General features: G+C 38.4%; 16 protein-coding genes. 1 reads left to right on the top strand and 15 read right to left on the bottom strand.

Translation table 11 applies throughout. The features are described 5' to 3' along the window. Nucleotides 1-591: 591 nt before the first annotated feature. Complete coding sequence (locus tag AC00Y6_RS14940) at nt 592-1,584, top strand: LLM class flavin-dependent oxidoreductase (protein WP_474491413.1); 993 nt, start codon at nt 592-594, stop codon at nt 1,582-1,584. Here AC00Y6_RS14940 and AC00Y6_RS14935 read toward each other — a convergent pair. The 15 genes from AC00Y6_RS14935 to AC00Y6_RS14865 form a co-directional block, all read right to left on the bottom strand. After that, nucleotides 1,556-2,329 (bottom strand): TatD family hydrolase, encoded by a 774-nt coding sequence (locus AC00Y6_RS14935; RefSeq protein WP_474491412.1) that lies wholly within the window; start codon nt 2,327-2,329, stop codon nt 1,556-1,558. The two genes, AC00Y6_RS14940 and AC00Y6_RS14935, sit on opposite strands and share 29 nt — an antisense overlap. Nucleotides 2,330-2,397: 68 nt before the next feature. Beyond that, nucleotides 2,398-3,351 (bottom strand): GSCFA domain-containing protein, encoded by a 954-nt coding sequence (locus AC00Y6_RS14930; RefSeq protein ID WP_474491411.1) that lies wholly within the window; start codon nt 3,349-3,351, stop codon nt 2,398-2,400. A gap of 80 nt (nt 3,352-3,431) precedes the next feature. After that, the gene (locus AC00Y6_RS14925) at nt 3,432-4,403 is read right to left on the bottom strand and encodes a polyprenyl synthetase family protein (protein ID WP_474491410.1); all 972 of its coding nucleotides are present in this window, start codon (nt 4,401-4,403) and stop codon (nt 3,432-3,434) included. A 110-nt stretch (nt 4,404-4,513) separates the two neighbouring features. Next, on the bottom strand, nt 4,514-5,659 hold the full coding sequence (locus AC00Y6_RS14920) for an inorganic phosphate transporter (protein ID WP_474491409.1): 1,146 nt from the start codon (nt 5,657-5,659) through the stop codon (nt 4,514-4,516). 22 nt (nt 5,660-5,681) lie between these two features. After that, entirely contained in the window at nt 5,682-6,320 is a 639-nt protein-coding gene (locus AC00Y6_RS14915) for a DUF47 domain-containing protein (protein ID WP_474491408.1), read from the bottom strand. 149 nt (nt 6,321-6,469) lie between these two features. Next, nucleotides 6,470-8,134, bottom strand: a complete 1,665-nt coding sequence (locus AC00Y6_RS14910; protein ID WP_474491407.1) for a DEAD/DEAH box helicase — start codon at nt 8,132-8,134, stop codon at nt 6,470-6,472. A gap of 173 nt (nt 8,135-8,307) precedes the next feature. Next, a complete protein-coding gene (locus AC00Y6_RS14905; RefSeq protein WP_474491406.1) occupies nt 8,308-8,685 on the bottom strand; it encodes a PEGA domain-containing protein in 378 nt (125 codons plus the stop codon). 91 nt (nt 8,686-8,776) lie between these two features. Further along, the gene (locus AC00Y6_RS14900; protein ID WP_474491405.1) at nt 8,777-10,195 is read right to left on the bottom strand and encodes an L-serine ammonia-lyase; all 1,419 of its coding nucleotides are present in this window, start codon (nt 10,193-10,195) and stop codon (nt 8,777-8,779) included. Nucleotides 10,196-10,261: 66 nt separating this feature from the next. Continuing rightward, nucleotides 10,262-10,975 carry a 3-ketoacyl-ACP reductase gene (locus AC00Y6_RS14895; RefSeq protein WP_474491404.1) on the bottom strand — a complete coding sequence of 238 codons (714 nt, stop codon included), beginning with the start codon at nt 10,973-10,975 and terminating at the stop codon, nt 10,262-10,264. Nucleotides 10,976-11,130: 155 nt separating this feature from the next. Then, complete coding sequence (locus tag AC00Y6_RS14890; RefSeq protein ID WP_474491403.1) at nt 11,131-12,714, bottom strand: calcineurin-like phosphoesterase C-terminal domain-containing protein; 1,584 nt, start codon at nt 12,712-12,714, stop codon at nt 11,131-11,133. 25 nt (nt 12,715-12,739) lie between these two features. Then, entirely contained in the window at nt 12,740-14,188 is a 1,449-nt protein-coding gene (locus AC00Y6_RS14885) for a SusD/RagB family nutrient-binding outer membrane lipoprotein (protein WP_474491402.1), read from the bottom strand. A 12-nt stretch (nt 14,189-14,200) separates the two neighbouring features. Continuing rightward, the gene (locus AC00Y6_RS14880) at nt 14,201-17,179 is read right to left on the bottom strand and encodes a SusC/RagA family TonB-linked outer membrane protein (protein ID WP_474491401.1); all 2,979 of its coding nucleotides are present in this window, start codon (nt 17,177-17,179) and stop codon (nt 14,201-14,203) included. A gap of 531 nt (nt 17,180-17,710) precedes the next feature. Then, nucleotides 17,711-18,160, bottom strand: coding sequence for a GyrI-like domain-containing protein (locus AC00Y6_RS14875; RefSeq protein ID WP_474491400.1), 450 nt, complete (start codon nt 18,158-18,160; stop codon nt 17,711-17,713). A gap of 374 nt (nt 18,161-18,534) precedes the next feature. Next, nucleotides 18,535-19,425, bottom strand: coding sequence for an EamA family transporter (locus AC00Y6_RS14870; protein WP_474491399.1), 891 nt, complete (start codon nt 19,423-19,425; stop codon nt 18,535-18,537). A gap of 168 nt (nt 19,426-19,593) precedes the next feature. After that, complete coding sequence (locus tag AC00Y6_RS14865) at nt 19,594-20,151, bottom strand: sugar O-acetyltransferase (protein ID WP_474491398.1); 558 nt, start codon at nt 20,149-20,151, stop codon at nt 19,594-19,596. Nucleotides 20,152-20,671: the final 520 nt, after the last annotated feature.

The raw sequence follows: 20,671 nt of genomic DNA, 5'->3' as shown, positions 1-20,671 counted from the left end.
TCTTAAACCACCAAAACTTTTTTGAAGTTTTTTTTCGTTACCCCGAAAATTGTTTTAGTCGTTTTTAATCTCCTCTCCTGCGCTCCCCTTCTCTCGAATTGGGACTGCAAATGTAAGTACTTTTTATTTAACAGCCAAACTTTTTCTAATTAATTTTTTTTGAAGCTCTTACAAACTTCTCAATTACTAATCTTCTTTCATTTAACCGTCTCCTGCGCTGCCTATCATAACTGATTTGCGGGTGCAAAAGTAAGCGCTTTTTTCGCCTTAACAAACTTTTATATGACTTATTTTAAATGTTTATAGTAAGTGGCTGATTGAGAGGTGGGTTTATTTTTAAAATTTCACTAATTTTCATAATAGTAAATATAATAAAATGAACATTTTGAATATCTACGCATATTCTATTCTTGAACATTCAATTTTAATCCCAAAATAATAGATAATTTCAGATTATAATTGATCAAAGTAAGAAAGTAAAATAAAATTACACAGTTAGAAAAACTAGATCTAACTTAATTAGCTGCTATTCTGTCACATTAAAAGTGTTGGTTTATTTTTTGACTCTGTATTAATTCAAATTATAAAATTATGGCTCTCAAATATTCCATCCTTGATCTGGCAACAATTGTTAAGGGTGACAGCATTCACCAGACTTTTGAAAAATCTGTAACATCTGCTCAACTAGCAGAATCTCTTGGTTATGAAAGGTATTGGTTTTCGGAACATCACAATTTCCCCAATGTGGCCAGTGCCGCAACCTCTGTCCTTATCGGGCATATTGCTTCCCAAACCAAAACGTTACGTGTAGGATCTGGCGGAATCATGCTTCCCAACCACACTCCCCTATCTGTTGCTGAGCAATTCGGAACTTTGGATGGACTTTTCCCAAGCAGGATAGATCTCGGACTTGGAAGGGCACCAGGAACAGATTCTATGACGGCTAGTATCCTGAGAAGAGGCCAACTGGATCCGCATTATAATTTTGAATATGCCATCCGCGAACTGCAAAGATATATGTCAACCAAAAATAATGAAGCAAAAGTACGAGCTATACCGGGAGAAGGCGCTGATGTGCCGCTTTACATCTTGGGAAGCTCTACAGATTCGGCTTTTTTGGCCGCTAAATTGGGGTTGCCTTATGCTTTTGCGGCACACTTTGCACCATCACAACTGGATGTTGCTCTCGAGATTTACCGCGAACATTTTCAGCCATCAGAGGTTTTGGATAAACCTTATGTCATGATTTGCATTAATGTGATTGCGGCCGATACGGTGGACGAGGCACATTATCTCTCCACCTCTCATTTTCAGGCATTTGTTAATATCCTGACAGATCAGAGACAACCGCTTTTACCTCCTGATGAAACCGAACTTGCCAATATATCGGACGAAGTGGCACTTCATCTTAACAGAATGGCAGCCAAAACGTTTGTAGGCGACCGAGATACCTTGAAGGAAAAATTAGGTCAATTTGCAAAAGATTATCGCCCGGACGAGATTATTGTATCCGGCAATATTTATGATTTTGAAGCCAAACAAAAATCCTATAAGATTATTGCGGAAGTTTTGAAAACACTTTAAGCGCATTTTCTGTCGTAATTTTATCGATTTCGGCAAAATCTTTCTGGTAAATATCCACCAGTTTACCGGCAACCAGATCCAAATAGGCACTTTCGTTTCTTTTTCCGCGAAAAGGAACGGGTGCCAAATAGGGCGAATCGGTTTCCAGCACAATCTTATCTAACGGGATTGTATTGAGGAACTGATCGATTTTCCCATTTTTAAAAGTGACAACACCACCAATCCCTAAGACAAAATTGAGGTTTATGGCATGGTGAGCTTGCTCCAGATTTCCGGAAAAGCAATGGAAGATTCCCCGCAGCTTAGGATTTTTTTTCTTTTCCAGCACGGCAAAAGTTTCAGCAAAACTCTCTCTGGAATGGATGACAATTGGTAAATCCCTTTCTATCGCCCAATCAATTTGCTGCTCAAAGGCTTTTAGCTGAATATCCAAAGTCGATTTATCCCAATACAAATCAATCCCGATTTCGCCAATCGCACAAAAAGATTTTTTATCAAGCCAGGTTTCTACAATTTGTAGTTCTTTTTCCCAAGATTCCGGTTGTACAGAACATGGGTGAAGCCCCATCATTGCGAAAACTTGCCCTGGATATTGCGCCTCTAGATCTATCATTTTATCATGCGTTTCGGAGTCGATGGCCGAAAGAAAGAATTGTTCAACGCCTTTGTCCAATGCACGCTTAATGACTTCTGCGCGGTCATTATCAAATTGATCCGAATATAAGTGGGTGTGCGTGTCTATCATATTAGTTAATAGTTGATCGTTAATAGTTGATAGTTGATTTTATTTTTTCAACCGACAACTAAAAACATTCAACCAAATATTTTATGTTTTACTTTCTGTTGCTGTTCCTTAACTCTCAAATTGATTTTCTCCAAAAATTCCTGATATTTTGGATTTTTATCGTCAGCAGTCTGATGGTTAAGTGCCGTTAAAATCTTATTATTTTCGTTGATGAAAACCTTGGCCTCATCAGAAAAATAGGCATTTCCAAATTTTTCCCAGATATACTGCACCGCCTGAGCATTGGGATGGATAAGATCATCTTTGTAAAAACGGTAATCCCGCAGGTCATCCATTAGGATCTCATAAACGGGAAGATAATGGCAGTTTGATTTTTCTGAAATCACATCATGTATGGCAGTTATCAGTTTTGATTTGCTCAACTGATTTTCTACCATACCATCCTTCGTGTGACGGACAGGTGAAACCGTAAACAGAATCTCGACGCCATCTTTGCAAATATCCTGCAACAGGTCAATCGATTTGCTGATAGATTCGGTTAATTCCCGATGGGACAGGAAACGTTTTTCGAAAAACTTCTGCGGAATTTTATGACAATTGGCTACCAAACGTTTTTGCGGTAGAAATTCATAAATAAAAGATGTACCAAAAGTGATAATAACAAAACTGGTGTTCTGTAAAAATTGGTTGGCTTCTTCGATATTTTTATTGATTTTATCCAGCGTGATATGGGCAAAGCGAGAGTCAAAGGAAGAATGGTGATCTAGGCTGATATAATTCTCATTTGCCAAAATCAAATCATTTTCCTGATATTCTTTGGCATCATAAACCTGCTGCAACGCTCGAAAAATAGAATATGGATTAAAAACCGTCCCAAACGGATTGTTGAGGGACTGGATCTGCCCGTCTGAGAATTTATCATGCATCTCCGTTGCAAAACAAGATCCTATGGAAAATACGCCGTCTTCTATCCCCAATTTTTTTTCACTGACATTAAGATCGACTTCTGTGCGGAATTTCATTATGTTAAATGTAAAATTTATCGATGTAAAAATTGACCAATTTCTGTGTTTTAAGACTGGTAAATCGATACATTCTTGTATTAAGATTCTCTTCTCAAAAGATAGTTGGCCAGTTCGCGGAAAGGCAACTTTTTCTCCTCCGGCAAATCGATTTTTTCCAGATAGCTCTGCCCTATTTCGTTATGTTTCTGAATCAGGCGAAGCACCTTGTCATCTACTTTTGTCCTTCGGAAAATCTTTTCTACGCTGTAAACCTTGTCCACATTATCTGTTTTCTTGGAGTACCAATAATTAAGTTCGGACAATTCTTCTTCGTTGGCGTGTTCCAAAGCCAAAAGATAAAGGATGGTTTTTTTGTTCTCGTAGATATCACCGGCATGTTTTTTCCCAAACTGCTCCTGATTACCGAAAACGTCCAGATAATCATCCATAATCTGGAAGGCAATCCCAATATGCTTGCCAAAATTGTACATAGCCTCTGCATCCTGTTCCGATGCACCAGCTATCAAAGCACCAATTTGGAAAGACGATGCACTAAGGACACCTGTTTTATAAGTAATCATTTTGATATAATCATCATAAGTCACATTGGACATATTTTCAAAATTAATATCCAACTGTTGGCCTTCGCAAAGGACAGCTCCGGTTTCAGAAAATATCTTGATACATTTTTTGAACAATTCCGGTTCCAGATCTTCGAAAAACTGATAAGCCTTGATCAAAAGAGCGTCTCCGGAAAGAATCCCAACATTAATCCCGTGCAAAGTGTGGATTGTAGGCTTGTTCCTTCTAAGAGGAGCCTCGTCCATAATATCATCATGAATCAATGTAAAATTATGGAAAAACTCGATGGCCAAAGCGGGTTTCATAGCTTTTTCCAGATCGCCTTTGAACAAGTCGCAAGCCATAAGAACCATAATAGGACGAAGTCTTTTGCCGCCGTGTGAAATAATATAATTCATCGGGCTGTAAAGCTCATCCGGTTTATTTTTGAAAGTATATGTTTCTATAGCCTCCGCTACTATTTTCTGGTACTGGTCTAGAAATTCCATTTAAAAAATTTGTTTAGTGCAAAAATACGATTTTGAACATTTGTAAAAAATAAAAACTCTGCCAAATGTGGCAAAGTTTCTATAATAATTTGTTATTGTAAATGCTTATCTTACTTAATCAGCGATACCAAAAAATAGGTAGCACCGGCAACCAGCGCAGATACAGGAATGGTAAGTACCCAAGCCCACAAAAGGCTTACGGTAACGCCCCATCGCACTGCGGAGATCCTTTTGGTAAGGCCTACCCCAATGATGGAACCTGTAACGGTATGCGTTGTAGAAACCGGGATTCCAAAATGATCTGTGATAAACAATGTCAAAGCTCCGGCAGTCTCAGCACTCACACCTTCTAGAGGAGTTACCTTGGTAATCCTTGTTCCCATGGTTTTAATAATCTTCCAACCACCACTCATGGTTCCTAATGCAATGGCAATAAAGGAAACCAATGGCACCCAAAGGTAATGCTCTGTAAAGAAGTTGAAACGGTCTCCGGAGGGCAGGTTCACATAAAGTGGATCATTAATCATATTAACATGGTAGAAAATTACCGCTGCTCCAATGATCCCCATTACTTTTTGAGCATCGTTAAGACCATGCCCCAAACTAAATAATGCGGAAGATACCAGCTGCAATTTTTTAAACTGTCTTTCTGCCTTGTGTGGGTTGCTCTTTTTATAAGCCTGAATAATCAACAATGTAATGATGATGGAAATAACCATCCCAATCAATGGTGCTAGGAAGATGAATAAGAAAATAGGTATAACCACCTTAAACTTGACCACATCCTGATGAAACAACTGACTGAAGGCCAAGGATACTTTATCAAAAAATGATAATGCCGGCTGAGCCAAAGAAATCTGGTGATAATCGATCAACAAAGCGTGCATCAATGCGGCTCCGATAAAACCACCAATCAATGTATGGGATGATGATGACGGGATACCAAACCACCAGGTTAAAAGATTCCAGAGGATGGCCGCCAAAAGGCCTGAGAAAATTACCTCCAGCGTAATATAATTTTCGCTTACGGTTTTTGCAATGGTGTTACCAATTTTGAAACCGCCCGGTAAAACGTAAGCAGCGAGAAAAAACGCTGCGAAATTCCAAAGTGCTGCCCAAAGTACAGCCTGAAAAGGCGTCAAAACTTTGGTAGAAACAATGGTTGCTATTGAGTTTGCCGCATCATGAAAACCATTGATATAGTCAAAAACCAGGGCAAGCGCAACAATAATTATAAGTAGAATAGGAAAATCCATTCGTAAAATTTTAAGTTACCGCTTATGCGTATTTGATCACGATGCTTTCCATTGTATTGGCTACATCTTCTGCTTTGTCCGTTACTACTTCCAGATATTCTAGAATAGATTTTTGCTTAATGATAAGAATGGCATCATTGGTTTCAAAAAGCTTTACGATAGCCTGGCTAAGGACATCGTCTGCAATATTCTCATAAGAATTAATCTTGATGCAAGACTCTTTTACTTCTGCCGGGTTTTTGAAATCTTTCAGGTTTTCTAATGCCTTTTTCACCTCAAGGCAAGACTTGTAAATCAAAAGAGAAAACTCTGAGTATACTTTGTTCTCAGGACTCTTGTACAAATAGATATATTTTGCCGAAGCATAGATATAATCTGCAATATCATCCAAGCCAGAAGCCAAATGGTTGATATCTTCCCTGTCAAACGGGGTAATAAAATTCTCTCCCAACTGTACAAAAATCTCATGCGTAATATCATCCATCTTATGCTCAAAATCACTCATCTGATTAAGAAGCGTCTCATCATTAATATCAAAATCCAGCAATCCCTCGTGGAAGTTTTTGGACATCTGTACCAGTGTATCTGCGACCTGAAGAAACAAGTCAAAGAAGATTTTGTCCTTTGGCTGAAAAGCCCTGAAAATATTACCTATCCCCATTTTTTTAGTTAATTTGTGCAAATATGATAAAAAACGAAGTCTCTCAGAAACTTTAATATTAATTTTTCATTAAGAATAAAAACGAGAAAAACCTGTTGATTAACAGGTTTTTACAATATAATTTCAACTTAAAAAATAAGTTCTCTAGCTTAATTGGCAACTTCGGCTCTCATTTCTTTTCCCCGAAACTTCATGTTACTTAGTCCGCTGATAACTTCATTCTTAAAAGACTTCTCGATCTCGAAAAAACTAAATTTATCTAGGATCTCGATATCACCGATATCTGCTCTTTTTTTCGATTTGGACGTCGCTTTGTTGATGATTTCCAGCATGTCCATTTTCTTCAATTGATCCCTTTTCCCGAGGTTGAAAAAGAAACGCACCATATCTTCATTTCTTCTGCGTGGCTTGCTGTCTCTTCTTTCCCTTCTCTCGCCATTTCTTTCGCGTTCTCTGCCGCGCTCCCTTCTGCTGCCTCTGTCATCTTTGTTGAACTCCTGCTTTTGCAGATCATTCCTGTCCTGATAATAGTTGGCTAGATCTCTCAATTGGAACTGTAACAATTTGTGTACAAGTTCTTCTTTTGAAAACTGGGAAAGATCCGGAATTAATGAATCATCAAAATCGAACAGATTCTCGTGCTCTGTCAATAGTTTTTCGAAAACACCACCTACCTGAGCTTTGATAATCTCATCACCAGTCGGGATTTTTTTCTCCTCTATATCAATTTTGGTTTCAGCTTTTATTTGTTTCAGCTTTCTGGATTCTTCTGGTTTAATCAATGCCATAGAAATCCCGTCTTTACCTGCACGGCCAGTTCTGCCACTTCTGTGAACAAAAACTTCAGGGTCATCTGGCAATGAGAAATGGATAACGTGCGTTAAAGAATCAACATCCAAACCTCTCGCCGCAACGTCTGTTGCAACCAAAATATCAATATTTTTTAGTCTAAATTTCTTCATCACAGTATCTCTCTGTGCTTGGGAAAGATCACCATGAAGCGCATCAGCCGCATAACCATTCTGCATCAGAAAGTCTGCAACCTCCTGCGTTTCCATCCTTGTTCTACAAAAGATGATGGAGTATTGATTAGGATTGGCATCAATTAATCGCTTCAAAGCTTCTTTTTTCTGCCTATAACCAACTACATAAAATTCGTGTTTAATGTTTTTCTTAACTGCGTTGATGGATCCTACAGAAATTCTGTGAGGATTAGTCAAATAGTTTTTAGAAATACGTTCTACTTCCTTATTCATCGTTGCAGAGAAAAGGAAAGTCTGTTTTGTATCCGGTGTTTCGCTAAGGATTGTTTCCAAATCATCTTTGAAACCCATAGATAACATCTCATCAGCCTCATCCAGAACTACCCATTGCACTTCGGAAAAGTCTAAAGCTTTTCTTCCGATCATATCAATCACACGCCCAGGAGTACCCACAATAATCTGTGGTTTTTCCCTTAGCGAACGGATCTGATCCATAATGCTACTACCACCATAGACTGCGGTAGTCTTGATGTTTTTAAGGTATTTCGTATAGTTTTTGATGTCTTTGGTAATCTGAAGGCAAAGTTCACGAGTAGGGCAAAGCACCAATAATTGGATTTTACGACTGTTGTCGTCTATCATATCCAAAATCGGAAGCGAAAATGCTGCTGTTTTGCCTGTTCCTGTTGCCGCAAGTGCGATAAGATCGCGAGTATCTGTAGAGATAAAAGGAATAGTCTGTTTTTGGATTTCTGTCGGCTCTACGAAGCCGAGGTCGCCAATCGCCTGAAGAACTTCAGCGCTAAGATTGGATTCCGTAAATAAATTCATTTAAAAGATCGTCTAATTTGCTGCAAAGATACGAATTTTATTTTTGATAATATTAACCGTCGTTTTTTAAGGATTTGTTATTAATAAAAATTAATACCCATTAAGAAGTATTAGAAAAACAAAAACCTCTTCCGATGAAGAGGTTTATATTATGGATGATTAAATTAAAAAGATTAATTTTCCTTTAATTCAACCATATAAGTTTTGGGATCATATTTCAGAAAAGACCCGGTAGCCAAATCGATACCAAAACCGATAACACCACCAAACAAAAGGTTAACCAAGGTTACTGCATTGAAGTTTTTCTCAAGTTTCAGTTCTTTTGTTTCAAACCCCTCCTTTTTGATTTCAACAGTACGCTTTCCCAGTGTTCTTGAGAATTCTGTTGTACAAGGGGTTACACATTTCTCAACATTTTGGAAAACCACTTTGGCACCTTCCGGCTGTGAGTTGAATGTAATTGAATCTTTTGATCCTGTAAAGATTGTAGCACATGAAGTAGTTGAAAGAACAACGCTAAGTGCACAAGCAACAGTAAAGATTTTTTTCATAGTTTAGATTTTAAAATTAATTTTCGGCAAATATATTTTAAAAATCTTAACAACAATTATGGTAAACCGTAAATTTTTGAAAAAATTAGCATTAACATTCCGCAACATTTACCGCCACGGCCAAACCACCTTCCGATGTTTCTTTATACTTGGAATTCATGTCCTGGGCCGTTTCCCACATAGATCTGATAACACTGTCCAGTGACACTTTAGCCTTGGAAGGATCACCATCCAAGGCCAATGACGATGCAGTAATGGCCTTCATGGCACCCATAGAATTCCGTTCAATGCACGGGATCTGTACCAAACCACCAATCGGATCACAGGTGAGTCCCAGGTGATGCTCCATGGCAATTTCTGCCGCCATAAGAACCTGAGCCGGCGTGCCTCCAGAAATTTCTGTAAGCGCTGCCGCCGCCATTGCAGAGGAAACCCCAACTTCTGCCTGGCAACCACCCATAGCGGCTGATATGGTGGCGTTTTTTTTGAAAATGGTCCCAATCTCACCGGCTACCAATAGAAAACGAATGATATCTTCTTCCGAATTATACTCTGTAAAGGTTTGCGCATACATCAGAACTGCCGGGATCACACCGCTTGCCCCGTTGGTAGGCGCTGTGATAATCCTTCCGAATGATGCATTTTCTTCGTTAACGGCAAGGGCAAAACAAGACACCCATTTGGTAACCGAATTAAAGCTTTTCTCCTGATTCTTCACCATATCAAACCACTCGTTTTTGTTTTTGTAAACTTGAGTGCCAAGAAGTTTTTCATTCATTTCCGAGGCGCGTCGGGTAACATTCAATCCACCGGGTAGGATACCCTTTTTATTGATGCTTTTGTAAACGCAATCCTTGATATTATCCCATATTTCCAATGCTTTTTGGCGGGTTTCTTCAGGGCTTCTCCATGATTCTTCATTCAGGAAAACAAGGTCTGATATTTTATTCAGGTTTAATTTTTCGCAATATTTCAGGATGTCACTACCGCGATGACAAGGGAATAATGTTCTCACGCAACGGTCTTCCATAGAGTTGTCTTCTTTGGTAGCCACAAAACCACCACCTACAGAATAATAATCCTGACTCAGCTCCTCACCATCTTTGAAAATTACTTTAAAAATCATCCCATTAGGATGAAAATCCAGTGATTTTTCTTTGTTAAGGATCAAATGATAGCCATAGATAAACGGCAGCCAAACCTCAGCACCAAGGTGGATTTTTTGTTCTTGCTTAATTTTATCAACTTTTTCATCAATCTTATTGGTATTAATGGTACGGTAATTTTCACCACTCAGCCCCAGCATCCCCGCAATATCAGTACCATGCCCTACGCCAGTTTTTGCCAGCGAACCAAAAAACTCCACAAACACTTCCTTAACTTCCAAAAGCGAACGTTGCCTTCTCACAAGGTCCAGAAACATCTGCGCAGCATTCCAAGGCCCCATGGTATGGGAAGATGACGGGCCAATGCCAATCTTTATAATATCAAAAACACTGATAGATTCCATTAAATACAACAATATAAAGTTGCGGTAAAAATAACTGATTTTTTAAAAAACCTGCTATTTATTATCCTACGGGTTTGTAGAAAATATAGAAGCGTTGGCAATCATAGCCCTGCGGTTCATTTTCAAGATATCACGAACCCATTCTGCAAAATCTTCCGGCTGCAGGACTTTCTCCGGATTACCGTCTGTTAAACCACCATTAATACTCATGTCCGATGCAATGGTACTTGGCGTTAACGAAATCACACGGATATTCTGCTTGCGCCACTCTGCCATCATAGATTGCGAAAGCGAAACAACGGCCGCCTTGGAAGCTGAATATGCCGACATATTGGGTCCGCCTTTTAGGCCTGCTGTAGAAGCTACATTCACGATATCGCCCTGCCCTTTCTCTTTAAGGTAAGGATACACTGCCTTTGAAGTAAAATAAACCCCGAATAAATTGGTCTTAATCACCTGCTCCCAAGTCTCAGACGGCATTTCTTCTATACTTCCGAAGTCACCGATACCGGCATTATTGATTAGAATATCAATCCCGCCCAACTCTTTGGCCAGAGATTCGATGCCGGCTTTTACTTCCAGCTCATTATCTACGCTGAAAACGGCATAAGAGGCATTGATTCCAATCGCTTTCAGTTCATTAACGGTTATTTTAAGATAGTTTTCATTTCTTCCGGTGATCCCGATGTTTGCGCCTTCATTGGCCAGTGCCAACGCGACTGCCTTTCCTAATCCTTTGCCTCCACCGGTGATAACGGCATTTTTACCTTTTAAATCCATAACTTTATCTAATTGTTAAAATACAAAATTACCCAACACGGGTTTAAAAACAGAATATTACCTCATAATTAATAAAATTTTAGCATTCATTCTTTAATACAAAAAAACCAGCTTCTAAAAGCTGGCCTGTAAAATATAAAACTTAAAAGATGAAATTACGGAATAATAATATTGTCCTGAACATCAAATTCCTGTGACGCAGAAAACTGATTACCATACATATCCTCGGCTTTTACCTCAACTTTATGTTGGCCCAGTGTCAGCTTATTTCCAAAACCGCCAACCCAGATATGCTTGGCATCTTCGGGGTTAGAAGGTCTCCTTCCCGGGAATAGTTGATCGGTCATATCCCATTTATAAACAGATTGTGCAAAGCTAGGATCTATGGTTTCGGTATAATCCATATCCTGCCATTTGCCACCATCTATCCTGTACTGCACTTTGTCTTTTTTGCTTCCCATGAAGAAATTGGCAAGTACTTTGGCAGAAGTTTTTGACTGGAAAGGAATCACTTTTGGCACATATAAACCAATCTGATAATCCTCGGGCTTGCCGGCTGTTTTGTATTTAACTTTGTATTGGTTATCATTAAAACTAATGAAAGAGTAGCCTTTTGCCGTACCATCCCTCATGGTAGAAGTTGGCAAGCCGGTTTCATCTGCCGTGCCAGACCACCAATCGCCGCAGGTTGTTCCCACATTATATTCGTGGAGGTCTTTCGCTCCGTTCCAGCCTTGGGCTTTTCCGTAAAAAAGCTGCTGCTGGATGTGGGTATGTGCGGATAACAACAAGGCATTAGGAAATGGAGACAATGCATCAAACAATTTTTGACGGTCGGCATTCCTGAAATTATCTTCGTTATGATGTTCCAGCGGAATATGGAAAGCAATAACTATTAACTTGTTCTTATCCACCAGTTTCAAATCATTTTGAATGAACTGAATCTGATCCTCGCGGAAACCGCCCCAATAGCCTTTTGAATCCCTTGGATCCGGATACAAGATATCGTCCAAAACCATAAAATGAACATTGCCGTAATTGAAAGCGTAATTGGCCGGACCAAAATTGGACTCAAATGTCTCATCTGACAGAGCATCTTCTTTGGCGTCATAATTCATATCGTGGTTGCCCATCACATTGTACCAAGGCAATCCCATCTCTTTAATCACATCGGCATAAGGCTTCTGCAAACTAAGGTCGTCCCAAACCAAATCACCTAATGAAATCCCCAACACGGTATTTTTCTTATTTGATTTTGCCTCATGAACGATGGCTCTTTTAAAATAATCAAGTTCTTTTGCCGTACGTGGTTGCGGATCTCCGAAGACTAAAATGTCAAAGTTTTTATCTTCTTTCTGCAAATACAGTCCAAAATTAACCTCCTTTGGCAGTGGTCCCGTTGGCGCAGTACCTTTGTATTTGAAATCTGCCGGCGAACCGCTTGGCTTATATTGATAATAATATTGTGGCAGGTTATTTTGGTTAACCGGTACGCCGTAACCCGAAGGTTTGATTACAAAAATTGTTTGACCATCCGTTATAGGAAGGCTGTATCGTCCACTTTTGTCGGTCAAAACCACTTGTGCACCATTGGAAACAGACACGCCAGCAATCCCCTTTTCGCGATTTTCCCTGATATTATTTTTATTAAGATCTTCAAAGACATATCCAGAGACCGAAGTCTGCGAAAAAGCCATTGTAGAAATCAATACTGATGATAATAAAAGCTTACTAATCATAATAAATAAGATTTTTTGTATAAAATTATTGATTCCACCACATTTTCGTGTTGATATTATCACCTCCCATCGCTTGCGCCGCTGCAGCGTAATTATCATAATTCTGTACTTTGGTAGCCATAGGATAAGGCATTCTTTGTGGCATTTTTCCATCGTTCAGTAATCCGCCATTATTTGGTAATACTGGGAAGCCTGTTCTTCTTTGCTCGTACCATTGCTGATGATCTACAAAAAATAATCCCACATATTTCTGAAGCATAATGCGTTCCAAGGTACCATTATAAGCCACTTTAGGATTGGTAAAATAATTAGCAGGCATGGCTGCTCCCCATTGTTCTATGGCAGCCTTTACCCCATTCTCATAGTAGGTTTGAGCATTTCCGGTAATAACACCACGAAAAGCCAATTCAGCCAAAATAAACTGCAGCTCGGTATAAGGCATAATAAGAACTTTGAGAGGTGCTTTTGCCAAATTCTGATTTAGGTTTGAGGGTTGATAATCAAAAACAGAACCCAACGCATAGCCAGACGGTGCTCCTTTGTAACCGATATCGGCATTGTCGCTTAGCCTTTTTGCAGTTGTAAAGAAAAGAGGTAAACGCGGGTCATTATTATCTACAAGAGTTTGCGTGAAAAATCCACCCGACGCTCGGTAAGCGGTAAAATCCTGTGGTCTTGCAAGAGGTGGTGTTAAAGGCGCAACTCCAGAAATATCCAGCGTGGCACCATCTGCATTACTTTGAAACAACGGATACACCGTTGGGTTTTTTACGATTTCATTAATCCTATTATAGACATCAATCTCTCCGTTTCTTTTTATAATACGCGTCAATAACCTTAGTGATAAAGAATTACAGAATTTTTTCCACTTTAGCATACCATCTGCGCTGGAGTTGGCCTGGAAAAACAAGTCTCCCTCACTTAACCTTTTAGTGGTATCAAACAAACTGTTGGCCTCTTTAAGATCATTAAGAAGAAAGGTGTAGATGTCTTTCTGTTTGTCATATTTTGGACGTAGAATATTATCTTCCAAACGCAATGCCTCTGTCATTGGAACATCGCCAAAAGCATCGGTAAGGTTTGCCATTATCCAAGCATTAAGCACCTTGGAGATTGCCAAATAATTGTTGTTACCTTCTTTTTTGGCTGCTTCATTCATCTCTTTAATCTGCTTCATCCATCGGTAACTCATATTCCAAAAACCGTTTCCTGTACTTTCAGTCAGGTAATAGCGGCTTGTAGAATTACCTTCATCAGGGAATGATAGTGCTACCTGCATTATATCAAAGGTAAAATCATTAGCTCGGTTGTAGCCATAAGATCCCATCTCAAACTGTACCGGAACCAAGAAACTGCCTACGGAAGGTGTCTTTATTCTGCTGGTATCTGTATTAATTTCCTCGAAGCTTCTGTCGCAAGAATTAAGACAGGCCACTGAAATGATAATAAGGCTTGATAAAAATATTTTTTTCATGAGTTTTAGATCTTAGAATTTTAAATTAACTTGGAAACCAACAGTTCTGGCGCTTGGTAACTGACCGATCTCTGCGCCCGGTGTAATGGTAGAATCATTGAGAGCTGCCACTTCAGGATCAAACATTGGGAACTTGGTCCACATCCATAGGTTTTTACCAAAAATTGCCAGAGTAAGTTCTGTAAGTTTAAGTGGTGCGATTAGGTCTTTTGAAAAAGAATAGGCAATTCTCACATCTCTCAGTTTTACAAAAGAAGTATCAAACGTGTTGACTTCTACATTGGCTCTTCTATAATATTCATCATAATATGATGATACCTTAACTGGTGTACTGTTAGGACTGTAAGATCCGTCTGTGTTAAGAACTACACCCTGGCCAATCATGTTGCCACTTGGATTATCTCTTCCCAACAATGTATGTTTGAGTTTGCCCTGTTCCGACATCTTGTGATGCGTTTGAGAATAGGCCATCCCTCCATACTGACCATCAAAAGAGAAACTAATGGTAAAATTCTTGATTTTGAAGTCATTCTGTAGACCTGCACGCCATTTTGGAAAGGCATTGCCCACTTTTTCTATACGTTGTGGTCTTGAAGGTAAACCTGTTTTTGCGTCATAAACTACATCTCCACTGGCATTTCTCACCAGTTTGAATCCATAGATATCGCCTAGAGAGCCTCCTACAGTAGCATTGTAATACAGTACGCCAGCAACATTGGAAATGGTGTAATAGCTCTCACCGGAAAATTCTTCAGGCAAAGACTTGATCTCATTTCTGTTAAGTGACCAGTTGGCAGAGATATTCCAGCTAAAATTTTTGTTTTTAAAAGGTATGGCGTTCATTGTCATCTCTACCCCTCTGTTTCTTACTTTGCCCGAATTGATGATTCTGTACGAATAGCCAGACTCCAGCAAAGTAGGTATAGTGATGATTTGGTTATCTGTGTCGTTTTGATACAATGTAAAGTTGTAGGACAACCTGTTTTTGAGTAAAGAAAAATCCATACCGGCTTCTACATTGGTATTATCTTCTGGTTTTAGCAACGGATTGGGATAAGTGCCCGGCGTGATAGCGGATCCCAAGAAATCACTTGGTGTGTAGTATTTTTCCAATTGGTAAGGCAAGCCTGCAACGCCTACTTTTGCCCAAGAGCCCCTAAGTTTCCAATAATTGAAATTAGAAGAACTCAATCCAAAAAGATCAGACAATATAAAGCTGGTACTTACAGATGGGTAAAAGAACGATCTGTATTCTACTGGCAAAGTGCTGCTCCAGTCATTTCTCCCGGTGACATCAACAAATATTTTGTTATCGTAATTGGCGCTTAAGAGACCGTAAACAGAGTTGGTTTGTTGGTCGTAAGGTTTTGGGAATTTTGTAATGAGTGAGATAGCATTGGTCAAGCTGTAATCACCAACTACCTTTAGCCCTTCTGCCCGGTAATCGTGCATAATGTATTTGTTATACCTGATACTTCCTCCCGCATTCGCAGAAATATTGAACTTGTTAAAATCCTTTTTGAATGTTAATAACAAATCATTATTAAACTCATTATTTGTAATATACTGCTCCCTGTAAAAACCTCTCAAATAGTTGGCAGAACTGTAAGGCCTTCTAGATGTTCTTTTCTCATCCAACAGCTCCAGCCCAGACCTCATCATCAAACTGAAGTTTTTATTGAAATCATAAGTTCCAGTTACATTACCGGTCACCAATTTTTTGTCAACACCATTTAGCATTTCATAGGCAATCACATAAGGATTATCGATATAAGAACTGAATGGATGTATTTGATCTATACCTTCCTGGCCGGGTTTCCAGGTTGGTTTGTACCAATTAAGATCAACATTCGGATTTTGGAAAATCATGAAATAAGAGATCGACTGGTTGTTGTATCCTGTAGCAGGCAGGTTATCACTCTTAGTATTCGCGTAATTGAACTTAGTCGAGATTTTGAACTTGTTGGTCACTTTGTGATCAATTGAAAAAGCACCATTAAACCGATTAAAACCAGTGTTAGGCATCATCCACTTGTTATCAAGGTAAGTAAAAGAAGCACGAAAATTGGTTCTCTCGGAACTATTTTCAAAAGAAACATTGTTAGACGAAGTCATACCCGTTTCCCAAAAACCTTTAACATTATCTTTATAAGGCCGCCAAAGTTTTCTCTCAGCACTCTGCCCGCCTGTTGTTGGATCGTACTGGAAATAATATTGACCATTAAATTTTGGTCCAAAAGCACTACTTGTTCCCCCGGTACTTACACCATCTGGGGAAGCCCCGTAAGAGTAATAGAACTTACCATTTTTATCCTTAGCCATTGTTCCCTGCCCGTACTCATATTGATAATCTGGCCATTTAAGCACCGAATCAAAACCAAGAGACGAATTGAAGGAAACACGCATTTTAGAATTTTTGGTCTTTCCAGACTTGGTGGTAATCATCAATGCACCATTAGCAGCTCTGGAACCATATAAAGCTGCTGCAGAAGCACCTTTCAAAACAGTTACAGATTCTATATCATCTGGGTTGATACTGTTAAGACCATTACCCAAGTCAATGGGCAGGTCACCACCTGTTCCTGCACCATATGCAGCAGTCCCGGTACCAGTTGTAGAATTGCTTAATGGTACACCATCCACCACAATGAGTGCATAATTACCGTCCATATTGAAAGATTTCTCTCCTCTTAATGTAATTCTGGATGAGCCCAGCGGTCCAGCACCGGCGGTCTGAATTTTGAGTCCGGCCACGCGGCCTTCCATCCCCTGAGCCCAGTTATTATTCTGAATATCTTCAAAAACACCAGAATTAACTTTTTCTGCAACATAACCTAATGATTTGTCCTGCCTCTTGATACCAAGAGCAGTTACAACAACCTCATCAATATTTTTAACAGTATCCTTTTTTGCACGTTGCTGAGCGACTACATTAACGCTCACCAGTCCCAATAAAGATAAAAGAAGTAATTTTTGAGTCTCTTTACGCATACTTTTATTTTGTTTGCGCAAAAGTAAAGCGACATTATTTTTAGCATTTTAATATCGTTTTAACATTTCTTAAAGAAAACTTAAATACTATATTAATTTATTTTTAACAGAAATTACAACTGCCTACATTTCAAAGCAGTAGTATAATTAAGTATATTTAATGCCCAACATATGGTCATTTACAATATCTTAATTGTCCGCCTTTCAAATAAACCACACCAGACATAACACATTAATAATCAAACAAAAACAACCTTACAACTCCGCAATCCTGAGATGGAAATGCTATGCCATGCGTAATTTTCAGTCAGTTATTAGTAGTTTTAGGGAAAAATGAGAAGAGTATCTTTAAAATGGTTAGACAACTCATCCGCATCAAAATACATTTCTAAAAGACGATGCTGGTAAATATATGATTAGCCCAACATATCATTCAGTAGTACAACAAGTATCAGTAAGTAGTTTATCTTCGTTTGTTTTCTCAAATATAATCTTTACCTATTTTAATGAAAGCTATTCAAATTTGATCATCTATTGTACAGTAATATATATATCAACCTCGGAGTTTTCCCCTTGCTGAGATTGATCTCCGTAAACTTCGAGATCATAAGTGTATTTCCTTTTCAGCGTCTTGTCATTTTGCCAAATTTCTGTCCAAGTATTGACAACCGCTTCTGGCATCCTGCCTTTCGCTATATATTTTTGAAAATTTTCGGGAGGAAAAGCTCTTCCTATAAAACCAGCCGGTATGTTCTCAAGTGTTGTTACAGGCATGCCAATAATAGTGGTATAATCCTCGGTAAAATTACTTTTGTAATCTGTATACACAGCAAATATTTGATTAGATGCTTTGTTGGGGATTTTTGCCATCAAATTTTCACTAAAAAACTGGCCCCAAAGCTTTTCCAAATCTTCTTTAGCCTGATTATTCTTATTGGTTGTTCGCACAGTGATGCCAATGATTTCGAATCCTTTTGTCATTTTTTAATAATAATTTGTTTGATAATAGCCAACAACATGATATTGACATGCTTGAATTAATAGAACCATCAATTAATTATAGTTGACATTAATATTTTTCCAGCATCCTCGTTATGGCTTTTGCTTTCTTTTTTTCGTTTGATATATGTAAATATGCCATCTGATCCAGATAACAAACCTCTAGTTTTAGTTTTTACACAGGTTATAAGCTAACGTTGATTTTCCTGAAGCACTAGGTCCAACAATACATATCTTATCACCAAGATTTTCCAAATTATGTTGAGGTGTTTTCACAGAAATTCAAAGATACAAAATAGAATCTAACCTTGGGTGTTAGCTAAAAATCGTTTAAAAACAACACAATCGACATAGTTCTATACTAATTTTTTCAACCTTCTGCCACGTAGGTAAGCCACGTTAAAAATGATGACCGCCAAGAAGACAAGACTAAAACCAATAATCTGCGCAGAATTAATTTTCTCTTGATAATAAAAAATGGCCAGTAAAAAACTGATCATGGGATTGAGGTACAATAGGGTTCCCACAATAGATGAATCTAGTTTTTTTAATGCATACATATTTAAAAAGAGTGGTACAATGGTGTAAAGTATCGCAATAGCTAAGACATACCCACTAAATGATGCCGTCTTGGGAACTGAGTGGTCTATAAAAAGGAATGTTGGTAAAAGAAACAGAGCCGCCACAACAATATGGATCGTAAGGGTAAAGAATTTGTCTAGGTGGTAATTCTTTTTTTGCAAAATAAGATATACGGCGTATGTAAGGGCTATCAACATGCTGTAGAACATATCAATAAAATGCCCATATGCCAGAACAATACAACTTACTATACTGAGGATTACCGCAAACCATTGCCCTTTGTTCAGTTTTTCTCTGAGGAAAATTGTCGCCAAAAACATAGTAAGAACCGGGCAGATTAGATAAGCCAAAGAAGTTGCATTTACACTTACCGCATTCATTACGTAGATGAATGAAAACCAGTTAAGTGTTAGCATGCAGGCACTTAGGATTACATTTAAGATAATTTGTCTTTTATCTTTTTTGGGAAGAGATTTGAGGAGCTTAATGCCAGCCAAACTTTCCTTCTTCCGAAAAAGCAAGCAGGCTACCGAAATGCAGACCGCCGCATACATTACACGATGCAGTAAGATATCGATGGAGGGAAAACCGTTTAAGGGCTTAAGGACCAATGGAAATGTTCCCCAAATGACAAAACCTAAAATGGCTGCAGCGTAGTGTTTCATGGTTATATTAGCGTTGATCTTTTGGAGTAGTCTCCGCAGATACCACAAAATTAGAGCTTTACCCCAGATTGGCAAGGCGCGAAACAGACAATCTTTTCATTTTCTTAGAAAAAATAAATCTGCTGTGGTAACAAACAAGAGAAGCGTTCTTTATTGTCTTTATCTTTTCTAAGGTACCAATTCACGGATAATGCGACACGGATTTCCTACTGCCAAAACATTGTCTGGGATATTTTTTGTAACAATACTGCCAGCACCTATTATACTATTATCTCCAATGGTGACGCCTGGCAATATGCTGCAACCAGCACCTATCCATACATTATTTCCAACTTTGATGGGCAAGGCATATTCTAGGCCATTGATCCGTTCTTCTACGTCGAAGGGGTGATTAACGGTGTAGAAACCACAATTTGGAGCTATGAAAACATGATCCCCAAAAGTCACTTTTGCACAGTCAAGGATTATTACATTATGATTGGCATAAAAATCTTCACCAATCTCAATATTATAGCCATAATCACAGTAGAAAGGCTGTTCTATCAAAAAATTTTTTTGAGTTTTTCCCAACAACGTTTTAAGAAGCCCTTTTCGTTTTTTAATCTCAGAGGGAATTATTTGATTGTATTGGAAACATAAATCTTTGCTCCTCATCCTCTCCTTTACAAGTTCTGGGTCGTTGGCATTATATAGACTGCCCGAAAGCATTTTTTCTTTTTCAGTCATATTATATATTTCAAGTTATGTATTTGTTGTACAAATTTAGTTTTTGACAATCATTTATCAATACTAATAAATACCATTTTCATCATAAATGTGCCGGCGGAATATTTATGAGTAGCCGTAATTGTATAGCTTTATAGATAAGGCTAATTGGATAACTATCTCCAAGTGCTCCGCTTGATTTTGCAAAGCACGGTCAAAGTGTCATTACAAAAAAAACTACGGAATTAATAAGTTAAAATATTCTTATGAAAGAAAATTTTAAAAAATGAACAAGGCACTTCAAGATTGTTAAAGGTTTTGTAACGGATTGGAAATATCTTCAGTGAGTTTAAAATTGGAAGGATTATATTTATTGATTAACACTATCCAATAGATCCTGATTCTTGCTTATAACCTATTCTTGCTTGTGAAATTCTTGAGGAAGAAAAATCAATACCTGTCCTGTGAATTTGTAAGCTGTTCCAATGTAATCTTCCCCAAAAACAAGAACATTTAAAAATATAGTTTTTAAATTTGGAAG

Source organism: Epilithonimonas sp. (genome assembly GCF_056329745.1).
This window is presented reverse-complemented; position numbering and strand designations above follow the sequence as displayed.